The following is a 6753-nucleotide window of genomic DNA, read 5'->3' as shown; positions in this document are numbered from 1 at the left end:
TCATGTCTGTCGTTCTCCGCTGGCAGGGCGTCAAGTCAATGATGGCAGATTGCTGGGGTTTTTAGAGGCTCCTTTAAGTGTGTATGCCCAGGGCAAGTTGCCGGTCGAAAATGTGTACTGGAGCATGGATATCCATCCGCGCTGGCGCGAAGAAGGCGAGCAGTTCGACCAACTGATTCTGCGCCCCGCCGTGTTTTACCGGCTCAATCCCAACGCCAGTGTCTGGATGGGCTACGACACCATCATCAGCCACCCGGCCGGGCAATCCTCCAACCGTGAAAATCGCTGGTGGGGACAGTTTCAATACCAGTTCGATCCGATTGCGAACATCACCATTACCAGTCGCACGCGTCTGGAGCAACGCCATCGCGAAGGCTTCAGCGATGAAGGTTACAGGGTCCGCCAAATGATCAGGGCTGTCCGGCCCAGCGCGTTGTCTCCGCAGTTGTCATGGGTCGCATTCAACGAACTGTTCGTCAATCTCGATCAGACCGAGTGGGGCGCCCGACGCGGCCTCGACCAGAACCGTGTCTTCGTCGGCATCAACTGGAAATTCAACAACCTCTCCAATGTCGATGTCGGTTATCTGAATCAGTTCGTCAACACTCCCGCAGTGGACCGCGAAAACCACGTGCTGATGACTACGTTCCGCTTCAATTTCTAGGTATTAATTTCCAGGCGTCGGTTTCTAGCCGCAAGGCTCAAACCGGCGCCTTGAATCATTGCGTTTTCCACGTTGAAACGTGTGCGCCATTGCCCGTCGCTATCACCTGGCTATGGTTACCTAAAATTCATCTGCCGTGGATCAGGTGGCTGCGGCAACGGCTCGCAGCCACCTCATGCCTAGTCTTCGTCTTCCGCAGCTGCTTCGCGGCCTTGCTGGCGCATGAGATTTTCCTGCCGCGCGTCTTCGATCGAGGCGCGGATGGCACCTACGTCGGCGCGGCGGGTGTCGAACTTGAAGCGGCCGTTCAGCACGCTGTCCGAACGCAGCTCGCCCTTTTCGAACAGCGCCCACATCTCTTCGCCGTAATGGGTGTCCAGCAACTCGGGGGCGAACCGGCCGAGGCAATCGCGCAGGTTGTGCACGTCGCGCAGCAGCATGTCGCGTGCGGCGTTGTTGCCGGCGGCGCTGACCACCTGAGGGAAGTCGATCAACACCGGGCCCTCGGGCGAGACCAGCACGTTGTACTCGGACAGATCGCCGTGCACCAGGCCCAGCGACAGCATCTTGACTACATCGCCGATCAGGCTGGTGTGGAAGACGCGCGCCTGCTCGGGCTCCAGGTCCACCTCGCCCAGCCGCGGTGCGCTGTGGCCGGCTTCGTCGGTGACCAGATCCATCAGCAACACACCATGGAAATAGCCGCGCGGCCTGGGGACGTGCACGCTGGCATCCATCAGCTGGTAGAGCACCTCGGCTTCGGTGTTCTTCCACGCGGTCTCGGCCTCGCGGCGGCCGAACTTGGTGGCCTTGCCCATCGCGCGCGCCTGCCGGCTGCCGCGCACCTTGCGGCCTTCCTGATATTGCACACGCGCCTGGAAGCTGCGTTGCGCCATGTCCTTGTAGACCTTCGCGCACAGGATGTCGGCGCCCGTGCTGACGACATAGACGGATGCTTCCTTGCCGCTCTTCAGTGGTCGCAACACTTCGTCGATGATGCCGTCGTCGATCAGCGGTTGCAGGCCCTTGGGGGTTTTCATGGACTAAGAGGACCGATCCGGAACAAACCAGCGGCGATTATGCGGCAAGCAGGGTGAAGCGATTACATGCCGGCGCACACGCTGCGACCTAGGGCATGGAATGACGCGAGCGCTTACCATGCGGGAACCTGTCCAATCCGCGACCCAATGCCCGAGCCCGCCGCCCGCCGCCGCAAACGCCCCACCGCCGTGATTGCCGCCGATAGCGAACGTGGCCTGCCGCACGAGTTGATGCAGCAGATCGCCGCCGCCCAGGGCGACCCGGACTTCATGACCTCGCTGGCGCGCGGGCTGGTGGTAATGAGCGTGTTCGCCCGGCACGCGCGTGAAGTGACTATGTCGCAGATCAGCCTGGAGACCGGTATTTCGCGGGCGGCGGTGCGGCGGGTGCTGCATACGCTGGCCAAGCTGGGCTATGTGGGCGAACAGGGCCGTGGCTATGTGCTGCTGCCGCGCGTGTTGGGGATCGGCAGTGCGTATGCGGCGTCTTCGTCAATGACTGCGGCGGCGCAGCCGGTGCTGGACGGGTTGCGCGACCAGTTGCACGAGTCCTGCTCGCTGGGCGTGCTGGACGGCGACGACCTGCTGTACGTAACGCGTGCCGAAACGGTGCGCATCATGTCGATCGGGCTGCGCCCGGGCACGCGCCTGCCTGCGTACTGCACCTCAATGGGCCGCGTGCTGCTGGCCGCCCTGCCCAGCGACACCCTGCAGGCGTATCTGGAGCGCACTACGCTGCGCCCGCGCACCGACCGCACGGTGACCCAGGCATCGGCACTGCTGGAGTTGCTCGCACGCACGCGCCGCGAAGGCATGTGCCTGACCGATCAGGAACTGGAAATCAGCCTGCGCTCGATCGCGGTGCCGGTGCGCAGCCTGCGCGGCGAAGTGATCGCCGCGCTCAACATCGGTGCCCAGGCCGGGCGCGTGAGCCTGCAGACGATGCAGACGCAGTTGCTGGCGCCGTTGAAGCAAGCGGCACAGCGGTTGGGGGCGTTGTTGAGTTAAGGCTTGTTGAACGCGCTCAACGCGGCCGGCGCAGAAAGCTGACCACCGCATCCACCCAGGCGGCATGCGTGTCTTCGACATGCGCTACGTGATCGGCGCGCGGCAGCGTGACCCAGCTGCGATCTTCGCTGCGCAGGCGTGCGTACACGTGGGCGTTGTCCGGCTGGTCGCGATCGGGTCGTCGACGCCGCGCAGCAGCAACACCGGCAGCTTCAGCACCTGCTCGGGATGGAAGGCGAATTGCTCAAGCGCGCGCCAGTCCGTGCGCACCGGGTCGGCCGACACCGCCTGCGCAGCGCAGGCCGCATGCACGCCGGGAGGCGCGGCATTGACGGTGATGAAGTCCTCGCCGGCCGCCTCGGCGGTGATGCGTGCGCGCAGTGGCGGGACTGGCGTTGGTGTGGCTTCGGAGGCTGCATCGACATCGTCCGGGAAGCCGTACAGCACCAGCGCAGACAATGCTTGCGGTCGTTGCGGGCCGATCAGCAGCGCCACCCGCGCGCCGTTGGAATAACCGAGCAGCGCCGGCGCCGGCAAGTGCGCGTGCTTGCGGGCGATCCAGGCCAGCACCTCGCTGACACCGGCCACTGCACGCACGGGCGTGTTCCAGCCACTGCCATCGCGCGCACTGCCGCCATAGCCGCGCAGGTCCACCGCGTAAGCGGCAGAGCCGGCCTGTGCCAACGCCGCCAGCACCGAGCGCGAATCGCGCGGTTCGCCAGGGATCTGCAGGTCGAAATTGGGCAGCGAACTCCAGGTGCGACCATGCACCAACAGGATCGCGCCGCGTGGCTGGGCCGGTACGCGCGACCATACCGCCAGCGTCTGGCCATCGTCGGCGCGGACCTGAGACAGCTGCGTGCCCGGTCCGGGATGCGGCTGTGCCTGCAGCGCACAGGTGGCGAGCAGCAGCATCAGCACACAGGCGAAGCGCAACGTCATGAGCAATCTCTTTGGGAAGTGATGTCCGATGGAGGCCATCTTGCCTGCGATGCTTGCTGGGGTGCGACGATGCACGACGTGCGCGCGCATCGTGTCTGGCTGCTGCGCCTGCGGAGCGCCCTCTTCTGGGAATACGCGCCAGCTTTTCCGGCTCAGGTTGCGGCGGTGCTATCCATGCACGCCTTGGAGCGGCTAACAAAACGTAGCGAGCGGTCGCCAGGTGGGTGCGGGCGGCGCGCTCAGAACCGCAGCGTACGCGTGGTACATGCCGATTCCGAGCACCCGCCGCGCCCGCCTGGCGGCTGCGTCGTAGTTTTGTTGGCCGCTGTTACTGTTGACGTATCGACCGCGCCACACACGTGGTGGCGGTGCCGGTATGCGCAGCGCATTCCCGTTCGGCTTCGCTCGGTCGGTCGTCAGAAGCATCGACGCGATGGCAGCGGCTCAGCTTTCGGCAGCCTGTTCTTCAAGAATCGGTTTAGCCAACGCGAACGCGTGATTGGCTGCCGGCACGCCGCAATAGACTGCCGCCTGCAGCAACACTTCCTTGATCTGATGGGGTGTGACGCCATTGTTGCGCGCGGCGCGCACGTGCAGCTTGAATTCTTCGTCGTGGCCAAGCGCCACCATCATCGCCAGGGTCAGCAGCGAGCGGGTCTGCGCGGGCAGGCCGTCGCGGGTCCAAATGGTGCCCCAGGCGTAGCGGGTGATCAGCTCCTGGAAGTCCTCGGTGAACTCGGTGCGTGCCGCCAGCGAGCGATCGACATGCGCATCGCCAAGAACGCGTCGGCGCTCGCGCAAGCCGGCCTGGTAACGCTCGTCTTCTTGCATTGGACTCTCTCTTGCGTGGGGAAATGGTTGGAGCGGCCGGCAAGCGCAGCGCAGTCGGAGTGGCAGCTGCTTTAATCGGATTGAAGAAAGCGCAATACGGTGTCATTGAAGGCCGCCGGCGATTCCAGATTGCAGATATGCCGGCCGGGCACTTGTGCGTAATGCCCATGCGGAGCGGCATACGCGATCTCGCGCAGATCGGCTGGCGGGCAGACCGGATCGTCGTCGCCGGCTAACGCGAGCAAGGGAGACTCCAGCGTGTCCAGTGCGCCGCGGAAGTCGGCATCGGCCACGGCTTGGCAGCAGGCCATGTAGCCGGCTGGAGAGGTCGACACGAACGCGGCCACGATCATCTCTAGGCGCTGCGCGTGGTGAAGCGAAAAAGATGGGGTGAACCAGCGCTGCAAGGTGGCGTCGACCAATCCCGGCAAGCCTTCGTTGCGCACCTGTGCGATGCGCGCGTTCCAGCTCTCGCTGCTGCCGATCTTCTGCGCGGTGGCGCATACCACCAGCCGCCGTAGCCGTTGCGGCGCATGCAGGCCCAACCACTGCCCGGTGAGGCCACCGATCGACAGGCCGCAGAAGTCGCTCTGCGCGATCTGCAGCGCATCCCACAGCGCCAGCACGTCCTGGCCAAGGTCGGCAACGCTGTACGGGCCGGGCGGCGCCTCCGAATCGCCATGACTGCGGCGGTCGTAACGCAGGATGCGGTAGTGCGGCGCAAAGGCGGCGATCTGCACGTCCCACATGTGCAGGTCGGTGCCGAGCGAATTGCAGAAGGTCAGCCAGGGGCGTCCTTCGGTGCCGTCCAGCCGATAGTGCAGGCGGTGCGTGGGCAACTGCAGATAGGCCATCGAAGTACCTTCAGCTAAGAAGAAGAAGCGGCCAGCACGCGGTCGATCCAGACCGAGGACATGCCGCGCCAGCTGTCCGCATCGAACACCGCCTGCAGTTGGACATGCGTGAGCACCGCACTCACCAGCGCATCGTCGGCGAGCACCTCGCGCAGATGCCGCTGCTGCGCCTGCGCGCGTGCCACCGCCTGTTCGACCACTGCATGCGCCTGCGCCTTGCCGAGCTGTGGTGCGAGCGCGAACACCGCCGCCTCGGCGTACAGCGCGCCGCCATGGCTGTGCAGGTGCGCGCGCATGCGCTCACGATCCAGTTCAAGATCGGCCAGGCACCCCTGCATCTGCGCCAGGCTGCCGGCAGTGAGGCACACGATCTGCGGCAGGGTCTCCCATTCGGCATGCCATTGCCCGGCGGCGCGCTCATGCGGCTGCGCCATTGCGCTGAACAAGGTGGCGACCAAGCCTGGCACGCGCGTGGCGGCGGCAATCGTGGCGACGCTGGAAACAGGATTGCGCTTATGCGGCATCGCCGAGGAGCCGCCCTTGCCGACAGCGGCGGGCTCGAACACTTCGCAGACTTCCGATTGCATCAGCAGCACCACATCGCCACCGATCTTGCCCAGCGTGCCGGCCAACAGACCGAAGGCGCAGCCGACCTCGACGATGCGGTCGCGCGCGGTGTGCCAGGGCAATGCGGGCAACGGCAGCGCCAGCGTCGTTGCCAGTGCCTGAGCGACATCGAGGCCGCGCTCTTGCAACGACGCCAGCGTTCCGGCGGCACCACCGAACTGCAGCACCAAGGCGTCGTGCTGCAAGGCCTGCAGGCGATGTTGCGCGCGCTGCAGCGCATCCAGCCAACCGGCGACCTTGAGCCCGAAGGTGACCGGCACCGCTTGCTGCAACAAGGTGCGTCCGGGCAGGCCTGTGGTGCGTTCGCGCTGGGCCAATGCGGCCAGATCGGCGCACAGGCGGTGCAGACGCGGTAGCAGCAGGTTGAGCGCGGCGCGCAGCTGCAGCACCGTGCCGGTATCGATGACGTCCTGGCTGGTGGCGCCCCAGTGCACCCAGTGCGCGGCCTGCGCATCGTGTTCGGCCACGCGCGCAGTCAGCGCCTTCACCAATGGAATGGCGGGGTTGCCGGCGAGTGCGGTGGCCTGCGCCAATGCGGCCAGATCGTAGTGCTGCACGTCGCAAGCAATGGCAATGGCCTGAGCGGCCCCGGCGGGGATCACCCCGCACTGCGCCTGCGCGCGGGCAAGCGCAGATTCGAACGCCAGCATCGCCTGCACACGCGCCGCGTCGTCGAACAAGGCCTCGCACGCAGGCTCGCCAAACAAGGATCCCAACAGGGAAGACGTCGCAGTCATGCATGGCCTCTCTTGGCGTGCGGGCAGCATGGCACTGATGCGTGGGAGTG

General features: G+C 65.5%; 6 protein-coding genes, 1 other RNA gene and 1 pseudogene. 2 read left to right on the top strand and 6 right to left on the bottom strand.

Annotated elements, in window-relative coordinates:
* Positions 1-19 precede the first annotated feature (19 nt).
* Complete coding sequence (locus XpopCFBP1817_RS09235; protein WP_244171120.1) at positions 20-664, top strand: DUF2490 domain-containing protein; 645 nt, start codon at positions 20-22, stop codon at positions 662-664.
* Between the two features lie 179 nt (positions 665-843).
* Here the strand turns inward: XpopCFBP1817_RS09235 and XpopCFBP1817_RS09230 are convergent, their stop codons facing one another.
* Complete coding sequence (locus XpopCFBP1817_RS09230; protein ID WP_128416903.1) at positions 844-1704, bottom strand: PA4780 family RIO1-like protein kinase; 861 nt, start codon at positions 1702-1704, stop codon at positions 844-846.
* 147 nt (positions 1705-1851) lie between these two features.
* Between XpopCFBP1817_RS09230 and XpopCFBP1817_RS09225 the strand changes: the two genes are divergently transcribed.
* The gene (locus tag XpopCFBP1817_RS09225) at positions 1852-2712 is read left to right on the top strand and encodes an IclR family transcriptional regulator domain-containing protein (protein ID WP_128416902.1); all 861 of its coding nucleotides are present in this window, start codon (positions 1852-1854) and stop codon (positions 2710-2712) included.
* 16 nt (positions 2713-2728) lie between these two features.
* Here XpopCFBP1817_RS09225 and XpopCFBP1817_RS09220 read toward each other — a convergent pair.
* From XpopCFBP1817_RS09220 to XpopCFBP1817_RS09200, 5 genes and pseudogenes are all read right to left on the bottom strand, one after another.
* Positions 2729-3654: pseudogene (locus XpopCFBP1817_RS09220) on the bottom strand (alpha/beta hydrolase).
* Positions 3655-3844: 190 nt separating this feature from the next.
* Positions 3845-3921, bottom strand: a non-coding RNA gene (locus tag XpopCFBP1817_RS09215) — sX9 sRNA.
* A 177-nt stretch (positions 3922-4098) separates the two neighbouring features.
* Entirely contained in the window at positions 4099-4485 is a 387-nt protein-coding gene (gene pcaC / locus XpopCFBP1817_RS09210) for a 4-carboxymuconolactone decarboxylase (RefSeq protein WP_128416901.1), read from the bottom strand.
* 71 nt (positions 4486-4556) lie between these two features.
* A complete protein-coding gene (gene pcaD / locus XpopCFBP1817_RS09205; RefSeq protein ID WP_128416900.1) occupies positions 4557-5339 on the bottom strand; it encodes a 3-oxoadipate enol-lactonase in 783 nt (260 codons plus the stop codon).
* 14 nt (positions 5340-5353) lie between these two features.
* Complete coding sequence (locus tag XpopCFBP1817_RS09200; RefSeq protein WP_128416899.1) at positions 5354-6703, bottom strand: 3-carboxy-cis,cis-muconate cycloisomerase; 1350 nt, start codon at positions 6701-6703, stop codon at positions 5354-5356.
* Positions 6704-6753 lie beyond the last annotated feature (50 nt).

The sequence above is a fragment of the Xanthomonas populi genome, from assembly GCF_002940065.1.
In the GTDB taxonomy this organism is placed as follows: Bacteria; Pseudomonadota; Gammaproteobacteria; order Xanthomonadales; family Xanthomonadaceae; genus Xanthomonas; species Xanthomonas populi.
This window is presented reverse-complemented; position numbering and strand designations above follow the sequence as displayed.

Excerpts from the sequence above, each read along its gene's own strand:
- pcaD (WP_128416900.1), bottom strand. The coding sequence starts at position 5,339 with ATGGCCTATCTGCAGTTGCCCACGCACCGCCTGCACTATCGGCTGGAC.
- pcaC (WP_128416901.1), bottom strand. The coding sequence starts at position 4,485 with ATGCAAGAAGACGAGCGTTACCAGGCCGGCTTGCGCGAGCGCCGACGC.
- XpopCFBP1817_RS09225 (WP_128416902.1), top strand. The coding sequence starts at position 1,852 with ATGCCCGAGCCCGCCGCCCGCCGCCGCAAACGCCCCACCGCCGTGATT.
- XpopCFBP1817_RS09230 (WP_128416903.1), bottom strand. The coding sequence starts at position 1,704 with ATGAAAACCCCCAAGGGCCTGCAACCGCTGATCGACGACGGCATCATC.
- XpopCFBP1817_RS09200 (WP_128416899.1), bottom strand. The coding sequence starts at position 6,703 with ATGACTGCGACGTCTTCCCTGTTGGGATCCTTGTTTGGCGAGCCTGCG.